A 711-nucleotide genomic window follows, 5' to 3' on the forward strand; every position below is an offset into this window, starting at 1 on the left:
CCGCAGGCCATGGGCTTCCGCCTCGACCCGTGCTGGGGGAAGGTCAGCTTCGGGTGCTGGGTCGTCGGGTTCTGGGTCGCGTTTGCGCCGATCTACATCCTGGGCCTCATGGGCGTTACCCGTCGCCTGCGCGTGTTCGATGATCCGTCGCTCCAGATCTGGTTCATCATCGCAGGGCTGGGTGCCGCGCTGATCGCGGTGGGAATTCTCGCCATGCTGATCCAGTTCGGGGTGAGCATCCTGCGCCGCGACCAGCTGCGCGACCTGACGGGCGATCCGTGGGGTGGCCGCACGCTGGAGTGGGCGACCTCGTCCCCGCCGCCGGCCTACAACTTCGCGTTCACGCCGATCGTCCACGACCTGGACGCCTGGTACGACATGAAGAACCGTCAGGCCGTTCGTCCGACCGGTGGCTACCGCGACATCCACATGCCCAAGAACACGGGTGCCGGCCTCATCATCGCCGCGTTCTCGGCGACCTGTGCCTGCGGCCTGACCTGGTACATGTGGTGGCTGGCATCCCTGGGCCTGCTGGGCGTGATCGCAGCGACGATCATCCACAGCTTCAACTATGACCGGGACTTCTACATCCCGGCCGCCGAAGTAACCGCCACCGAGGAAGCCTACGGGCGTCAGCTCGCCGCGGCCGGAGCAGCATAACGATGGCCGAGGCCACGATTCCGCCCGGCGCCGAGGCGCCCATGTTCTACG

At 66.8% G+C, this 711-nt stretch carries 1 pseudogene; it reads left to right on the plus strand.

The features are described 5' to 3' along the window. Positions 1-660 (plus strand): annotated as a pseudogene (locus CA234_RS24155) (cytochrome o ubiquinol oxidase subunit I); the annotation flags it as partial. Between the last annotated feature and the right edge of the window lie 51 nt (positions 661-711).

This window comes from Sphingomonas sp. ABOLE, from assembly GCF_003950455.1.
In the GTDB taxonomy this organism is placed as follows: Bacteria; Pseudomonadota; Alphaproteobacteria; order Sphingomonadales; family Sphingomonadaceae; genus Sphingomonas; species Sphingomonas trueperi.